The organism is Serratia sp. HNCC26DJ206 (assembly GCF_057180605.1).
In genome coordinates this window covers 111,167-126,742 of sequence record NZ_JBXUGP010000009.1, presented here as the reverse complement: position 1 = coordinate 126,742, position 15,576 = coordinate 111,167, and the positions used below count along the sequence as shown (strand labels likewise).

The following is a 15,576-nucleotide window of genomic DNA, read 5'->3' as shown; positions in this document are numbered from 1 at the left end:
ATTTGAAAGCAAATGAAAATTTACTTATCTTATTCGATGTTTAGTGCGTATTTTTTGAATTGAACTACCTCTTGACCTATCCATTCATTAATTTCCTTCATCCGCTCCTGCAACGGCATCAACTCATTCCTCACAAACACCTGACTCGCCTTTTCCACATCCCCAAATCCCCCGGTGTTATTCGGGATGATCCCCATCATCTGCGGCGGTACGCGGTGCGCACTCAGCAGATCGTCGCGGCTGGAGTTTTTGATATTGAAAAAATCATCCTTAGTGGCGACCTCACTCAACGGCAAAATCTTGATGCCGTCGGGCTTGCCGTTCGGCGCGTACATAAACAGGTTGCGGAAGTTGCCTAACCCTTTGGTGTCGCGCATCGCCTGCCGCATTCGGTCAACGTCGCTGGTGCTCTGCGCTGCATCGGTCATATACAGGATGTAACCGGCGTGTGCGCCGTTCTGGTAATACTTGCGGTGAAACAGCGTGGCGGCTTCAATCAGCCACGCCGAATTAAGCGCGCTCAGCTATTCCGGCAGGTCGTACAGTTCCTGGTTGATATCCGGTTAGATCGAGTGGAATACGCTCCCAGGTGCAAATTGGTGCGCCTCTTTCCAGTCTTGCGCAAACCAGTAGGTATCCGGCTCCACGCCCCGGCGGGTGTATTTGGCTGGGGAACATTGCAGGCGTAGTGGTTCACCGAGCTGGTTTTTGCGCTGTTCCAGGAACGTATTACCGAACACCAGATAATCCAGCGCATAGCGGCTAAACTCCTGCTGGCTTAACAGCGGGTGCGAGATAAAGGTGGACGCCAGAATATTACGCTTCACAAACATCGGCGAGCTGTGGTGTACGGCGGCTCGCATACTGCGCGCCAGCCCGTCAAAGCTGATCGGCGGTTCGTACTATTTGCCATTGCCGCAGCACTCCAGGTGGTCGAGGATTTTCCGTTTGTCAATCACCGGCGAGGGTTCCCCAAAGGTAAACGCCTCCACGTTCTGCGCGGCGGTGGGTGGGGTTGCGTGCTGTGTTGTGGTCAATGCCTTGCGGCTCTTGCGCTTGCTCATCAGTAAAACTCCAGAATGTTCGGGCTGCTGTGGCCGCTCCCGGCGGTCAACGGTTCATTTAACAGGGCGTGCATGATGGCCCAGGCCAGATCCGCATGGCTGGCTTCTTCACTGCGGCTGGCGGTGTAGGTCGAGCGCGCGCAGCTGGCGGTCATGGTTTTGCGTATCGCCATAAACGATGCGGTGATGTCGGTGTGGCTGGTGTCGTATTCCAGGCAACCACGCCCGATGGTGTCCTTGGCTTTCAGCACCATCGAGGTCTTGATTTCCGGGGTGTATTTGATTTCACGGGTAGCGGGGAAAAATTCGCGCACCAACTGGAACACCCCTTGCCGACGGTGGTCGCATCGATACCGATGTATTCCACGCAGTATTTCTCGGTGAGGTCTTTAATCTTCTGGGCTTGGTCGGCAAAGTTCATCCCCTGCCACTGGTGGCGCTCCGGCACCCTGAACCTGCCCCCGGCCACCATCGGCGGGGTGATAACCGCGCATCCGGCGCTGTCGCCGCCGTTGGCCTCCGAGGGGGCGTAACCAATCCACACCGGGCGATAGCCAAAGGGCCGCACCGCATAGGGGTTGACGTCGTCCCACTCTTCCAGCGTATCCACCATGCAGCCCTGCAACTCGGTGAGCGGAAACACCGAGACGATCACCATCGTTTCCTGATGTCGATCATGAACAATTAGCGATTTATGCAAAGAATCGATGCAGCGAGCATGACAAAACCCTTGTGTGGTGAGCTCTGTGGGCACTCATTGAATACTGGAACACTATGTGGGAAATTATAGAGTAACGATATATGCCCAATACTTACTCTCTACTTTACATAAGGGGAAAACTTGAAGAGACTCATTTTGCTTTCATTTTTTATCGTGTCTAGCGTTGCAAATGCACAGGGCTGCCTTGGTGATCCCCAGCCAAAAACAGTTGAAATGCTACAAGCATTTGATGAGGTTAAATTACCCTATACATATGTACCGGCTAGCGTTAATTATGATGCTAATGGTGATATACCTCGTAAATCACTGGAGTTCAACAAGAAACATGCGCTGCAATTAAAGCAAATTATTGCAGTAGGTGAATGGCGGTCGCAAGATAAAAATTCACCACGAGAAGAGTTGGATGTGATTAAAAGCAGGGTAACTATTACTGAGGAGAATTCAAGCGTTGATGAACGCTATTTTTTACCTTTATTCAGGTTTTCATTACCTGATGGTAAGGCTGCTATTGCGATGAGAGTATTGCCTTTATACAGTGAGTCCACCGAGAAAACATGGGTTGCGGTTTTATGCTCTGATGGCAGGGTTCAAAAGGTGAGTGATATTGAACCTGGCTCCATGCGCTCTGATATAGAAGATTATATATATACAGTGAAAAGCATTATCAATACTGATATGACGGTCAGCTATTGGAGAAATATATTGAAAGACGGGGCCGACATTGGTGGTCAGGCTAAACCATATGATAAAGGTACAATTAACTTGCTAGAGTAGCATCGTGTATTAAAAAGCATTCCAGAAGTTAACACATTTTTAAGCGAGCGACTTAAGATTGTTCGCTTAATTTTGAGAAAAAATGACAAGTCAAGATAGGTTAGCGCTCGAATAGCCTCTGTTGTGCCTGTGATCTTCCAACCGTTCTAAATTGCCGCCATACGTTTAGAGCGGCATCCTTCCCCCCATGAATACTCAAACCAACATCCTGCGCCTGCTGCGCAATCTGATCCGCATTGGCACCGTGAATGCCGTTGACCTGGAGCACGCGCTTTGCCGCGTGGAGACCGGCGACAACCTCACCGACTGGCTGCCCTTGCTCACCTGCCGGGCGGCGCGATCTCGCTCCTGGTGGGCCCCGTCCGAAGGGGAACAGGTGTTGCTCCTGGCGCTCGGCGGTGAACTGGACACTACTACCTTTGTACCTTTGTGCTGCCCGGTATTTTCTCTGATGACTTCCCGGCCCATCGGCCTCTGCTGATGTATTGCATATTGCATTCCCCGACGGGGCGGTGCTTGAGTATGAACCGGCCGCCTCGGGAGGGGGAATATCTGGTGGGGGCGGAGGATAATGTGTTCGCGATACCCACGGTGTACGCCACCCAAAAAGCCGCGATGCGGGCCGCACAGACCAAATGGGAAAAGCTGCAACGGGGTGTGGCGGAGTTCTCGCTGTCGCTTGCCATGGGCCGTGCCGAACTGGTGCCGGAAACCCCGTCCGCGTGAAGGGATTTAAGCAGGTGATCGACGCCCAACCCTGGATAGTCAGCAAGATGGTGCATAACCTGGGTAACAGCGGCTTTACGACGGCGGCAGAATTGGAGGTTTTGCTGTCTGATGTTTCTTATGAATTATCATAATGTGAATTATTTTTGTAAATTCACTTAAAGGTGGTTTTGTTCTTGATCGTGCGCGATATTGTCGTGGCAAATGAGGAAGAGAGGAGGGGATAGTATAATGATGCATTGCCCGCTTTGCAGAACCGCAGCACATGCCCGCACAAGTCGCTATCTGAGTGAGAACACCAAAGAACGTTATCACCAATGTCAGAATATAAACTGTAGTTGTACCTTTGTGACCTTGGAATCAATTCAACGCCAAATAGTGACACCGGGAAAAATTGATATTGTGCCGCCGCATCCAACTAGGGAAAACCAGGGAACGCTGTGGATCTGAAAGAAGCCTGCGAAAGCAGGTTTTTTTTCGCCCATAAAAAATGCGCCGCCATTTTGTCGCCATCGAGTAATTCATTGCATTGTAAGTGATTTTTTTAAGGGCACTAAAATTCAGGCAATAAAAAACCCGCTAGTCTTGAACCTGAAACGGCGGGACTAACGGGCTCCACAAATTGGGGACATCAAAGAAAAGCAGTGGCACTAATTCAGACTATCGTCAGATTGAAAAGTTCTGGCGGTCGATAAAAAAATCCAAAATATTTTAGCCCTGAATCATTTCTTTTGTTGATGCGTTATCCCCATATACCTGGCCATATCACTACAATGAGCGAACCTGCCAGAGTTAACAATACGTTAGCGATAGCGTAGGTCCCAGCATAACCCAGCGCAGGGATGTTACTGCGTGCCGTATCGCTGATGATCTCCATCGCCGGGGCACAGGTTCGCGCCCCCATGATGGCACCGAATAGCAGGGCTCGGTTCATCCGCAAGACGTAAGCACCGAACAGGAAGCAGATGATCACCGGTACCAGGCTGACGATTAAGCCAGCAATCAGCATCTGGCCGCCAACGGCACCCAAGCTGTTCCCAATGCCCGCGCCAGCACTCAGGCCAACGCCCGCCATAAACACCATCAGGCCAAACTCTTTCACCATATTGAGCGCACCCTGCGGGATGTAGCCGAACGTTGGGTGGTTGGCGCGCAGGAAGCCAAGCATAATGCCAGACATCAACAGACCGGCAGCGTTGCCGATGCCGAATGAGAAGTTGCTGAACTGGATGGTGATTTGTCCAATCAGTAAACCGATAATAAAGAAAGCGCAGAAGGCCAGCAGGTCGGTGACCTGGCTGTGAATAGAGATAAACCCGATTTTTTCTGCCACGCTCTTCACACGGCGTGCATCACCGCTAACCTGCAACACGTCACCTTTGTTCAACACAATGCTGTCGTCAATCGGCATTTCAATCTGGCTGCGGATCACGCGGTTCAGGAAGCAGCCGTGATCGGTCAGTTTCAACTGGCTCAGGCGTTTACCCACGGCGTTGCTGTTTTTCACTACGATCTCTTCGGTAACGATGCGCATATCCAGCAGATCCCGGTCGAACACCTCTTTACCGTTACGGAAGCTGGGATCCAGGCGTGCATGAGCATCAGGATAACCCACTAGAGAGATTTCATCCCCGACCTGCAACACGGCATCACCATCCGGGTTGGCCAGAATACCGTTGCGGCGAATACGTTCGATATAACAGCCCGTTTGACGGTAAATACCGAGTTCACGCAGATTTTTGCCGTCTGCCCAGGCAACCAGTTCCTGACCAACACGATAGGCACGGATCACCGGCAGATAGACTTTGCGCTGGCTATCGGTATCCAGGCCACGTTCGCGGGCAATCTGTTGGGCGGATGTTGGGAGATCCTGATGCTGCAATTTGGGCAGGTAGCGTGCGCCAAAAATCAGGCTCACTAGGCCAATCAGGTAAGTCAGGGCATAGCCCAGGCTCAGATGATCTTGGGCCACCAGCAGCGCCGGGCCATTGGTAATGGTGTTACGCAGCGTATCGCCAGCCCCTACCAGCACGGGCGTAGAGGTCATTGAACCGGCGAGCATACCGGCGGTGAGGCCGATATCCCATTGGAACAGTTTGCCAAGACCGATGGCGAGTACCATCGCTGAACCGACCATCACCAGCGCCAGCATGAAGTAATTTTTGCCGTCGCGGAAAAAAATCGAGAAAAAGTTCGGGCCGGCTTCAACGCCAACGCAGAAAATAAACAGCATAAAACCGAGATTCAGGGCTTCGGTGTTAATGGCGAAGTGTTGCTGGCCGAGCAACAGCGATACCACTAAAACGCCAATGGAATTACCGAGTTGAACGGAACCCAGGCGGAGCTTTCCAAGGCAGAGCCCCAGGGCGAGTACCACAAACAGTAACAGGATATAGTTACCGCTTAACAAACTAGCGACGTTTATGTTCACGTAGGATAACTTATTGTTTACCAGTAAATTCTTGATGTATAAAACTATAAGATATAAATTTACCTATAGAATATAGGGATAAAAACTTATAGAACAGCTAACCAGCGGAAGGCAATTCAGACCATCGATCAGCGGCGCTTATTCTAGTCTCTATGACGCGCGACAGCCAGCATAAAGCATGCCTGTATGCGCCGCCCGATGCATTTAACCCTTTTTATAGCCAAGGAAAAGTTCAGTCAGCGTTGCCAGCTTTGGCTGCGTATCACAACGTCTGTGAGAAGACTGTTTTTACGATGTAGCCAGTGGTCACATCGCTAAAGGGGAGAAGTGTATGACAAGCTATCGCTACTGGCTGGGTATTTGCAGCAGTTTTTTGCTGTTTAGCCTGGTTTTTCTGGGCCAGAAGGGCGGGGTTTTTAGCGGTTCAGAGTCTGCTCATAATGGTGAGACGGGGTTGCTGCTGTTTGTGATCCCTGGTGCTATTGCCAGCTATCTGTCGAGCAAGAAACGCATTTTGTGTCCACTGCTCGGGGCGCTCTATGCGGTGCCACTTTGTCTGTTTATCCGTCATTTCTGGCTGACGCCCGGTTATTCACTTTGGCAGGAGTTGGCGTATATCGTTAGTGCGGTGTTCTGGTGCGTCTTTGGTGCCATGCTATATTTGTTCATGCGGGTTATTATGCATGCGCTGCAGCAGCTTCACTCGCGTGGCAGGCAGTAATGAATCAAAAGGCGCCCTGAGGCGCCTTTTCACTGTTTTACCGCGAACGGTTATTGAAACAGGTTCAGATTTTCTTTGGCATAGGCTTCAAAATCAGTGCAGCCGCCAATGTGCTTCTCATCGATAAAAATCTGCGGTACGGTTTCTACCGGCTTACCGACCGTTTTTTCCAGATCGGCTTTGGAGATACCTTCAGCGTGAATATCAACATAGCGGAAGTTGAAATCGTCACGCTCTTCAGTCAATTTTTCTGCCAACTCTTTAGCACGGACACAGTAAGGGCAGCCGGGACGGCCGAAAATTACAGCAAACATGTCACACTCCTAGTCTGTTATTCAAATCATTGACCGCTATTGTAACGACATTCCATCCGTCATAAAAAGACATCAGTAACGCGATCACTCACGTTCTTGGCCCTTACTATGCCCGTTGCCGCAGGTAAAAAAAAGCAGGATCTGCCTGTTGGTTTGATTCATAGAACCGATTAATCATCAGGGGCTGTTGCGGCGGCGGGGAATTCACTACACTGAGCACAGCAAGTCTGGAGAAGAAAAATATGCGTTCATTCGGTGACTTACCACGCTCGGTATTGGTGCTCGAAGGGTTGGGCATGGTGTTGTTGGTGCTTGCCTACCTGAGTATTAATGACTATGTGCGCTTGCCCGGCATACTGGCTTCGCAACAGGCGGCGGTTGGTATGATTTTCCTTGGTGTGGCGCTGATGGTTCCGGCTGCCGCGTATCTGGTCTGGCGTATGGCACAAGGGTTCAGCCCGCTACTGCGCGATCGCCAACCGCCAGAGAAGGCGCCGCCAACGGATAAAAAAGACCACGGCCCGCAGGAGTGACTGCGGCCATGGGTGAAGGCCTGCCTGTGCAGGTGACAACGTCCCTGGGGTGACGAGTGAAAATTGCCATTCTTTCGCGTGATGGTTCATTGTATTCGTGCAAAAGGCTGCGGGCAGCAGCGGAACAGCGCGGTCACAGTATCGATATTATCGATCCGCTCTCTTGTTATATGAATATCAATCCGGCGGCGCCGACCATCCACTATCGTGGCCGCCAGTTGGAGCGTTACGATGCGGTGATCCCGCGTATCGGCACGGCGATGACCTTTTATGGTACCGCCGTGCTGCGCCAGTTTGAATTGCTTGGCAGTTATCCGCTGAATGAATCTGCCGCCATTACCCGCGCGCGCGACAAACTGCACTCGCTGCAATTGCTGGCGCGCCAGGGAATCGATCTGCCGATTACCGGCTTTGCCCATTCACCGGATGATACCGGCGATCTGATCGAACTGGTGGGCGGTGCGCCGCTGGTGGTGAAACTGGTGGAAGGTACTCAGGGCATTGGCGTGGTACTGGCGGAAACCCGTCAGGCGGCGGAGAGCGTGATCGACGCGTTCCGCGGCCTGAATGCCCATATTCTGGTGCAGGAATATATTCGTGAGGCCCAAGGCAGTGACATCCGGTGTCTGGTGGTTGGCGGGCGAGTGGTGGCAGCCATTGAGCGGCAGGCAAAACCCGGCGAGTTTCGTTCGAACCTGCATCGTGGTGGTACGGCTCGCAAAGTGCATATTACCGGCAAGGAGCGTACTACGGCGATCAAAGCGGCCGCGACGCTCGGGTTGGACGTAGCCGGGGTCGATATTTTGCGCGCCGATCGTGGGCCGTTGGTGATGGAAGTGAATGCTTCCCCGGGGCTGGAAGGTGTAGAAACCATTACCGGGTTGGATATTGCCGGAATGATGATCGAATACATCGAACAGAGTTGTAAGCCAGGCTTTCGGTTGAAATCGGTAGGGGGATCTCAACGGCGGTAAATCCCTGGTTTTTCTGGCGCAAACTTGTCTTGCATCATTCGTAATTATCTGATTAACGAATTTAGTGCCTTTGATCGTGGTATATCGATTGAATATTCCGTAAGCTATGCGCCTTTTCACGTTTTGAATATTGTGAGGCAGGCTATTTATGGATTCACTCATCGTCCCCGATTTGGCGTTATTACGACGTTGGCTGGATCAATTGGGTATCTCATTCTTTGAATGTGACTCTTGCCAGGCGCTGCACCTGCCACACATGCAAAACTTCGATGGCGTATTCGATGCCAAAATCGATCTGGTCGATGATGTGATTTTGTTCTCTGCGCTGGCGGAGGTAAAACCGACGGCGCTGATCCCGCTGGTGGCCGATCTGAGCCAGATCAATGCCAGTTCGCTGACCATCAAGGCATTTGTCGATATTCAGGATGATAACCTGCCAAAACTGATCGTCTGCCAGTCGCTGAGCATTGCCGTTGGCGTGGCTTACGAACAGTTTGCTCACTTTATGCAGCAGGGTGAAGAACAGATCTCGATGGTGATCCTGGAAGCCAGGGCGAATGATCTGCTGTTTATGGGGGATGAAGAAGAGAACCCGGCTACTGCTGCCCGCCAGCCAATGTTGCACTGATTCCCGCTGTACGTTATGCATGCCGTAGCTCCGGCGGCATGCTGCTCCTGTTTCCCCCTGTAATGAAATGTTCTGCATTTTTCTCTTATAGCCCTATATTTCTCGCTGTTTGTGCCGCAATTGGCGTATCACATAAAGAACTAGTGCATAAACAATCGATAAAAGGCGTTTTTTACTGTGAAGACTGGTACACCCCGGCAACTCCGGTTATGCTGCTGATTCTGTTAAGGGCTTGCGTTTCTCTTTGCGCGCGCGCGGGCTGTGCAGATGAAAAAAGTTTATGTAATCAATTGCATAGCCATTCATTCGCGATCGTAACGATTGCGCTCGATGAGTCGAAGGTTTTGTATCCATTCAGGATACAAATTTACCCCCTTGTTTTTGGAGGAAGTTACGGATGGTCAACCAACGTAAAAAGTGGTTATCGGGTGTTGTCGCCGGTTTGCTGATGGCGGCTTCCGTCACCGCATCAGCCGCGGAGAATACGCTGCACATCTACAATTGGTCCGACTATATTGCGCCGGATACCCTCGCTAAATTCCAGAAAGAAACTGGTATTAAAGTGGTGTATGACGTCTTTGACTCCAATGAAGTATTGGAAGGCAAATTGATGGCGGGCAGTACCGGTTATGATCTGGTGGTGCCTTCGTCCAACTTCCTTGAGCGCCAGTCCAAAGCCGGTATTTTTGAACCGCTGGACAAGAGCAAGCTACCCAATTACAAAAATCTCGACCCCGAGATGCTGAAATTGGTGGCCAACAACGATAAAGACAACAAGTACGGCATCCCTTATATGATGGTGACAACCGGTATCGGCTATAACGTCGATAAGGTGAAAGCCGTGCTGGGTAAAGATGCGCCGGTTAACAGTTGGGATCTGATCCTTAAACCGGAAAACCTGGAAAAACTCAAAAGCTGCGGCGTGTCGTTCCTGGATGCGCCAAGCGAAGTGTATGCCACCATACTGCACTATCTGGGCAAAGATCCGAACAGCACCAATGCGGAAGATTACACCGGGGCGGCGAACGATTTACTGATGAAACTGCGCCCGAACATCCGTTATTTCCACTCTTCGCAATACATTAACGATCTGGCGAACGGGGATATCTGTGTGGCGATCGGCTGGTCCGGTGACGTGATGCAGGCAGCCAACCGTGCCAAGGAAGCGAAGAACGGTGTAAACGTGGCTTATACCATCCCGAAAGAAGGGGCGCTGGCTTATTTTGACATGTTCGCTATGCCAGCAGATGCGAAAAACAAAGATGCGGCCTATCAGTTCCTGAACTTCCTGCTGAAGCCGGAAATTATCGCGGACATCAGCAACCACGTCTTTTATGCCAATGCGGTGAATGAAGCCACGCCGCTGGTTAAGGCCGAGGTGCGTGATAATCCAAACATTTATCCGCCAGCGGATATTCGTGCCAAGCTGTTTGCACTGAACGTACAGTCACCGAAAGTTGACCGTGTTATTACCCGCGCCTGGACTAAAGTTAAAAGCGGGAAGTAATGTTTAAAAGCTCTGCAGGTAGGGCTTGATATTATCTGACCAGCAGGCGGGGGTTATTCCCGCCTGCTTTGCCATTTTGGGCCATGGCAATTGCTGTGGTTATTTGTACTGCTTTAACCGGAGAGCACCCCGATTGAACGACGCCATTCCTCGTCCTCAAGCCAAATCGCAGAAGGTATTCACCCCTCTGTTGGAAATTCGTAACCTCACCAAAACCTTTGATGGCCAGAATGCGGTCGAAGACGTCAGCCTGACGATCTATAAAGGCGAAATCTTTGCGCTGCTTGGCCCTTCCGGTTGCGGAAAATCCACGCTGTTACGCATGCTGGCTGGCTTTGAACAGCCAACCGCAGGGCAGATTGTTCTTGATGGTCAGGACATGTCCCACGTCCCGCCTTATCAACGCCCGGTGAACATGATGTTCCAGTCTTATGCGCTATTCCCGCATATGACGGTGGAACAAAATATCGCTTTTGGCCTTAAACAGGACAAAATGCCGCGTGCGGAAATCAACGAGCGCGTCACGGAGATGCTTTCACTGGTGCACATGCAGGAATACGCGAAGCGTAAGCCGCATCAGCTTTCCGGTGGCCAGCGTCAGCGCGTGGCACTGGCACGCAGCTTGGCTAAACGGCCAAAACTGCTGCTGTTGGATGAACCGATGGGGGCATTGGATAAAAAACTGCGCGATCGCATGCAGCTTGAGGTGGTGGATATCCTGGAGCGCGTGGGCGTGACCTGCGTGATGGTGACCCACGATCAGGAAGAGGCGATGACCATGGCCGGGCGTATTGCCATCATGAACCGTGGGAAATTCGTGCAGATTGGTGAGCCGGAAGAGATTTATGAGCATCCGAACTGCCGTTTCAGCGCCGAATTCATCGGCTCTGTCAACGTGTTCGACTGCGTGCTGCAAGAGCGGCGGGATGATGCCCTGATCCTGCAAAGCCCCGGCTTGCGCCATGCATTGAAAGTGGATCCTGACTCCTCGGTAGTGGACGGGGTGCCGATCCAGGTGGCTCTGCGCCCAGAAAAAATCATGCTGTGCGAAGATCTGCCGGAAGATGGCTGTAACTTTGCCGTCGGTGAGGTGGTGAATATTGCTTACCTGGGCGACTTGTCGATCTACCATGTGAAATTGCTTAGCGGGCAGATGATCAGCGCTCAGTTGCAGAATGGTCATCGCTTCCGTAAAGGGATGCCAACCTGGGGTGACGAAGTGCGCCTATGCTGGGAAACCGACAGTTGTGTGGTCTTGACGGTGTAGTTGAGAAGGTAAGGAGTAAACTATTATGACATTGCTTTCTGAACGTACGCCGGAGCCCCCGGCACGCACGCCCGGTGCGCTAAAAGCCTTTATCCAGCGTTTGCAGATGGTTCATGGTCGCAAACTGGTGATCGCGTTACCGTACCTGTGGCTGGTGCTGCTGTTTATGCTGCCATTCCTGATCGTGTTCAAGATCAGCCTCTCGGAACTGGCGCTGGCAGTCCCGCCTTATACCGATCTGATGAGTTGGGCGGATAGTAAGCTTGATATCGCGCTGAACTTTGCCAACTATCTGCTGCTGGCCGAGGATCCGCTGTATATCGATGCTTATCTGCAATCCTTGCAGATTGCAGCTATTTCCACGCTATGCTGCCTGGCGATCGGCTACCCGCTGGCGTGGGCGGTGGCACACAGTAAGTCATCGACCCGTAATATTCTGCTGTTGCTGGTGATTTTACCGTCCTGGACGTCGTTTCTGATCCGCGTGTATGCCTGGATGGGGATCCTGAAAAATAACGGCGTGCTGAATAATTTCCTGATGTGGTTAGGGGTGATCGATCAGCCGTTGGTGATCCTCCATACCAATCTGGCGGTGTATATCGGCGTGGTTTATTCCTATCTGCCATTTATGGTGTTGCCGATTTATACCGCATTAACGCGTCTCGATTATTCGCTGGTGGAAGCTTCGTTGGATCTCGGTGCCAAGCCGCTGAAAACCTTTTTCAGCGTGATTGTGCCATTGACGCGCGGCGGCATTATTGCCGGTTCGATGCTGGTATTTATCCCGGCGGTGGGGGAGTTTGTGATCCCGGAACTGCTCGGTGGGCCGGATAGCATCATGATCGGCCGCGTGCTGTGGCAGGAGTTCTTCAACAACCGTGACTGGCCGGTAGCCTCGGCGGTTGCCACTATCATGCTGTTGCTGTTGATTGTACCGATTATCTGGTTCCACAAGCACCAGAACAAGGAAATGGGAGGGCAGGGATGAATAACTTGCCGGTCGTGCGTTCACCATGGCGTATCGCCATTCTGGTGATAGGTTTCACCTTCCTCTACGCACCGATGCTGATGCTGGTGATTTACTCGTTTAACAGCTCGAAGTTGGTCACCGTTTGGGCTGGGTGGTCAATCCGTTGGTATATCGAGTTGTTCAATGATTCGGCGATGATCAGCGCCGTTGGCCTGAGCCTGACCATCGCGGCGGCGTCGGCCACGGCGGCGGTGATCCTCGGTACCATTGCTGCAATGGTGATGGTGCGCTTTGGCCGTTTCCGTGGTTCAACCGGTTTTGCCTTTATGCTGACGGCACCGCTGGTAATGCCGGACGTGATTACCGGTCTTTCGTTGCTGCTGCTGTTTGTTGCCATGGGGCATGCGTTTGGCTGGCCATCAGAGCGCGGTATGTTCACTATCTGGCTGGCACACGTCACTTTCTGTACTGCCTATGTCTCGGTAGTGATCAGTTCGCGCTTGCGTGAGCTTGATCGTTCGATCGAAGAAGCCGCGATGGATCTGGGGGCAACGCCGCTGAAAGTGTTCTTTGTGATCACCTTGCCAATGATTGCTCCAGCCCTGATCTCTGGTTGGATGTTGGCGTTTACCCTGTCGCTGGATGATTTAGTGATTGCCAGCTTCGTTGCCGGGCCAGGCGCCACTACGCTGCCGATGCTGGTGTTCTCCAGCGTGCGTATGGGGGTCAACCCGGAAATTAACGCCTTGGCGACGCTGATCCTGCTGGTGGTTGGTGTGCTCGGTTTTATTGCCTGGTGGTTTATGGCGCGCGCAGAGAAACAGCGTGCGCGTGAGCTGCAAAGGGCCGCCCGTGGCTGATCGCCGTATTTAGCGATTAACCTGACTCAACGCGCCGCCTGACCAGGCGGCGCTTTTTCATCACCCACAAGTAAGTTTTTGTGGGTATACAGTGCTACAATCTGCGCCCTCATTAGTCATCCTGATTTCACGGTTAATATTCATGCATTGCGCTTTGTACTCGGCGGGCACCTGCCGTTCCTGTCAGTGGCTGGAAAAACCTTACCCGCAGCAACTGGCTGAAAAACAGTATCACCTGCAATCGCTGCTTGCTGGGCACCCGGTTGCGGAGTGGCTGGAGCCGATTGCCGGTGAGCAAAGTGCATTCCGCAACAAGGCGAAAATGGTGGTCAGCGGCAGCGTTGAACGCCCGCTGTTGGGGATGTTGCACCGTGATGGCTCACCGGTTGACTTATGCGCCTGCCCGCTCTATCCCGCCAGTTTTGCACCGGTATTTAGCCTATTAAAAAGCTTTATTGCCCGTGCTGGGTTAACGCCCTACAACGTGGCGCGTAAGCGCGGTGAGCTGAAATTCTTATTGTTGACTGAAAGCACCTGCAATGGCGGCATGATGCTGCGCTTTGTGCTGCGCTCAGAGAGCAAGCTGGCGCAGCTGCGTGCTGCTTTGCCTTGGTTACAGCAGCAGTTACCGCAGTTGCAGGTTATCTCCGCCAATATTCAGCCAGTGCATATGGCGATCATGGAGGGGGAATGCGAAATCCCGTTGACCGAACAGCAAACGTTGGAAGAGCAGTTCAATCAGATACCGCTATATATTCGCCCGCAGAGTTTTTTCCAGACTAACCCGCAGGTTGCCAGCCGCCTGTACGCGACCGCGCGCGATTGGGTGCATGCTTTGGGTATCAACAGCCTATGGGATCTGTTTTGCGGCGTGGGCGGCTTTGGTTTGCACTGCGCGCAGCCGCAAACTCGCCTGACCGGTATCGAGATCAGCGCCGAGGCCATCGCCTGTGCCAGATTGTCGGCACAAACGCTGGGTTTGCAGCAGGTTGATTTTCAGGCGCTGGATTCAACCCGTTTTGCTACCGCAGAAGGCAGCGTTCCTGAACTGGTGGTGGTTAACCCACCGCGCCGGGGGATCGGCAAAGACCTGTGCGATTATCTCAACCGCATGGCTCCGGGGTATATTCTCTATTCGAGCTGTAACGCAGAGACTATGGCGAAGGATATTGTGATGTTAGTGGATTACCGTATTGAGCGTGTGCAACTGTTCGATATGTTCCCACATACCGCACACTATGAAGTGTTGACGCTGCTGGTGCGCAAGTAACAAGGGCCCGACAAGCAGGCCCGTAAGACGTAAATGGTCAGCTTACTGTGGGAACCACTTATCGTTGATCGCTTTGTAGGTGCCGTCTGCTTTGATGGCTTCCAGAGCGGTATTCAGTTTGGCCAACAGCGCCTGATTATCTGGGCGTACGGCAATACCTAACCCGGTGCCAAAGTAAGCCGCGTCGGTGACATGCTCACCCACCGGTGCCAGAGTCGGGCTCGTCTTCAGCCATTGGTTGACCACCGCCGTATCACCGAATACGCCATCGATACGGCCGTTTTTCAGCTCCAGAACGGCATTCTGGTAGCTGTCATAAGAGACGGTATTGATATCAGGATGTCTATCCTGCATGTATTTCTGATGAGTAGTGCCGTTCTCCATCCCGACCTTTTTGCCTTTCAAATCCGCCAGCGAGTTGAACTTCCCTTTTTCGGCGATCACGATTGCTGAGTTGGCATAGTACGGCTGAGTGAAAGAAACCTGCTTGCTGCGCTCTGGCGTGATGTCCATTCCAGAAATTACCGCATCGTATTTTTTGAATTTCAGCGCGGCGATCAGGCTATCAAATGCATGATTGGTAAAGGTGCATTCAGCTTGCATCTGTTTACACAGCGCCTTGGCCAGATCGATATCAAAACCGACGATCTGGTTACTGGCATCGAGAGACTCGAACGGCGGATAGGTGGCCGAAGAGGCAAAACGGATGGTATCCGCAGCGCTGGCGTTAAAGGCGATCCCGGCCAGCATGGTGGCGGCAAGCAATAGCTTTTTCATGGGTAAAACTCCTGTCAGAAATGGTTTTTATCGCGCCAT

The 15,576-nt window shown here is 52.2% G+C and carries 14 protein-coding genes and 4 pseudogenes; 13 read left to right on the top strand and 5 right to left on the bottom strand.

Going from position 1 to position 15,576, the window contains the following annotated elements; all coding sequences use genetic code 11:
- Positions 1-29 precede the first annotated feature (29 nt).
- Both AC2A1E_RS08140 and AC2A1E_RS08135 read right to left on the bottom strand, forming a co-directional pair.
- Positions 30-1,064 (bottom strand): annotated as a pseudogene (locus AC2A1E_RS08140) (phage portal protein).
- Positions 1,064-1,710 (bottom strand): annotated as a pseudogene (locus AC2A1E_RS08135) (phage terminase large subunit family protein); the annotation flags it as partial. The pseudogenes AC2A1E_RS08135 and AC2A1E_RS08140, both read right to left, overlap by 1 nt.
- Positions 1,711-1,905: 195 nt before the next feature.
- Between AC2A1E_RS08135 and AC2A1E_RS08130 the strand changes: the two are divergent.
- The 4 genes and pseudogenes from AC2A1E_RS08130 (at position 1,906) to AC2A1E_RS08115 (ending at position 3,735) form a co-directional block, all read left to right on the top strand.
- On the top strand, positions 1,906-2,559 hold the full coding sequence (locus AC2A1E_RS08130) for a hypothetical protein (protein ID WP_484383314.1): 654 nt from the start codon (positions 1,906-1,908) through the stop codon (positions 2,557-2,559).
- 187 nt (positions 2,560-2,746) lie between these two features.
- Positions 2,747-3,116 (top strand): annotated as a pseudogene (locus AC2A1E_RS08125) (phage baseplate assembly protein V); the annotation flags it as partial.
- Positions 3,097-3,419, top strand: a pseudogene (locus AC2A1E_RS08120) (phage late control D family protein); the annotation flags it as partial. The pseudogenes AC2A1E_RS08125 and AC2A1E_RS08120, both read left to right, overlap by 20 nt.
- Before the next feature lie 97 nt (positions 3,420-3,516).
- Positions 3,517-3,735, top strand: coding sequence for a DNA-binding transcriptional regulator (locus tag AC2A1E_RS08115; protein ID WP_459402125.1), 219 nt, complete (start codon positions 3,517-3,519; stop codon positions 3,733-3,735).
- A gap of 292 nt (positions 3,736-4,027) precedes the next feature.
- Here the strand turns inward: AC2A1E_RS08115 and AC2A1E_RS08110 are convergent, their stop codons facing one another.
- Positions 4,028-5,716 carry an aspartate:alanine antiporter gene (locus tag AC2A1E_RS08110; protein WP_459402126.1) on the bottom strand — a complete coding sequence of 563 codons (1,689 nt, stop codon included), beginning with the start codon at positions 5,714-5,716 and terminating at the stop codon, positions 4,028-4,030.
- 331 nt (positions 5,717-6,047) lie between these two features.
- Between AC2A1E_RS08110 and AC2A1E_RS08105 the strand changes: the two genes are divergently transcribed.
- Positions 6,048-6,437, top strand: coding sequence for an inner membrane protein YbjM (locus AC2A1E_RS08105; RefSeq protein ID WP_484383313.1), 390 nt, complete (start codon positions 6,048-6,050; stop codon positions 6,435-6,437).
- A 50-nt stretch (positions 6,438-6,487) separates the two neighbouring features.
- Here the strand turns inward: AC2A1E_RS08105 and AC2A1E_RS08100 are convergent, their stop codons facing one another.
- Entirely contained in the window at positions 6,488-6,751 is a 264-nt protein-coding gene (locus AC2A1E_RS08100; RefSeq protein WP_473187713.1) for a GrxA family glutaredoxin, read from the bottom strand.
- A gap of 242 nt (positions 6,752-6,993) precedes the next feature.
- Between AC2A1E_RS08100 and AC2A1E_RS08095 the strand changes: the two genes are divergently transcribed.
- The 8 genes from AC2A1E_RS08095 (at position 6,994) to rlmC (ending at position 14,760) form a co-directional block, all read left to right on the top strand.
- Positions 6,994-7,284 carry a YbjC family protein gene (locus tag AC2A1E_RS08095; protein WP_484383312.1) on the top strand — a complete coding sequence of 97 codons (291 nt, stop codon included), beginning with the start codon at positions 6,994-6,996 and terminating at the stop codon, positions 7,282-7,284.
- 56 nt (positions 7,285-7,340) lie between these two features.
- On the top strand, positions 7,341-8,258 hold the full coding sequence (gene rimK / locus AC2A1E_RS08090) for a 30S ribosomal protein S6--L-glutamate ligase (protein WP_484383311.1): 918 nt from the start codon (positions 7,341-7,343) through the stop codon (positions 8,256-8,258).
- A gap of 148 nt (positions 8,259-8,406) precedes the next feature.
- Positions 8,407-8,886: a YbjN domain-containing protein gene (locus tag AC2A1E_RS08085; RefSeq protein WP_484383310.1), complete on the top strand. Its 480-nt coding sequence runs from the start codon at positions 8,407-8,409 to the stop codon at positions 8,884-8,886.
- Positions 8,887-9,283: 397 nt separating this feature from the next.
- The gene (potF, locus tag AC2A1E_RS08080; protein ID WP_484383309.1) at positions 9,284-10,393 is read left to right on the top strand and encodes a spermidine/putrescine ABC transporter substrate-binding protein PotF; all 1,110 of its coding nucleotides are present in this window, start codon (positions 9,284-9,286) and stop codon (positions 10,391-10,393) included.
- Between the two features lie 133 nt (positions 10,394-10,526).
- On the top strand, positions 10,527-11,660 hold the full coding sequence (potG, locus tag AC2A1E_RS08075; RefSeq protein WP_459402133.1) for a putrescine ABC transporter ATP-binding subunit PotG: 1,134 nt from the start codon (positions 10,527-10,529) through the stop codon (positions 11,658-11,660).
- 25 nt (positions 11,661-11,685) lie between these two features.
- Entirely contained in the window at positions 11,686-12,648 is a 963-nt protein-coding gene (potH, locus tag AC2A1E_RS08070; RefSeq protein ID WP_484383308.1) for a putrescine ABC transporter permease PotH, read from the top strand.
- Entirely contained in the window at positions 12,645-13,490 is an 846-nt protein-coding gene (gene potI, locus AC2A1E_RS08065) for a putrescine ABC transporter permease PotI (RefSeq protein ID WP_459402135.1), read from the top strand. Before potH ends, potI begins: the two co-directional genes overlap by 4 nt.
- 142 nt (positions 13,491-13,632) lie before the next feature.
- Positions 13,633-14,760, top strand: a complete 1,128-nt coding sequence (gene rlmC / locus AC2A1E_RS08060) for a 23S rRNA (uracil(747)-C(5))-methyltransferase RlmC (RefSeq protein WP_484383307.1) — start codon at positions 13,633-13,635, stop codon at positions 14,758-14,760.
- A gap of 42 nt (positions 14,761-14,802) precedes the next feature.
- On the opposite strand, the gene AC2A1E_RS08055 is transcribed toward rlmC, so the two are convergent.
- Positions 14,803-15,537, bottom strand: coding sequence for an arginine ABC transporter substrate-binding protein (locus AC2A1E_RS08055; RefSeq protein ID WP_459402137.1), 735 nt, complete (start codon positions 15,535-15,537; stop codon positions 14,803-14,805).
- Positions 15,538-15,576 lie beyond the last annotated feature (39 nt).